The 337-nt window shown below is 52.5% G+C and carries 1 protein-coding gene; it reads right to left on the reverse strand.

Going from position 1 to position 337, the window contains the following annotated elements; translation table 11 throughout:
* Positions 1–337 (reverse strand): adenylate/guanylate cyclase domain-containing protein (locus Q0816_RS25965; RefSeq protein WP_298856228.1); only part of this gene is annotated, 337 nt, incomplete at both ends.

The following is a 337-nucleotide window of genomic DNA, read 5'->3' on the forward strand; positions in this document are numbered from 1 at the left end:
ATGTTCTTCAGGCGGGTTTCGCCCAAGTATTCGAAACCAACGTTAGCTTTGCCGGCTGCCTGAGTTGCAACAACTTCGGACACGCAAACGCTACCAGGCTCCGCCAACTCCTCAAGCCGTGCAGCGATATTGACACCGTCACCATAAAGGTCATCGCCATCAATCATCACGTCGCCAAGATTTATGCCGATCCTCAATTCAAGCTGCTCTTCAGGAGACAGGTTGCCGTTTCTCTTCGCCAGTTTCGCTTGGATTTCAGCCGCGCAGTTCACTGCATCAACGACCGAAGCAAACTCCACGAGCGTTCCGTCACCCATTAGTTTGACGATGCGACCAT

This window comes from uncultured Ruegeria sp. (genome assembly GCF_947497005.1).
GTDB lineage: Bacteria > Pseudomonadota > Alphaproteobacteria > Rhodobacterales > Rhodobacteraceae > Ruegeria.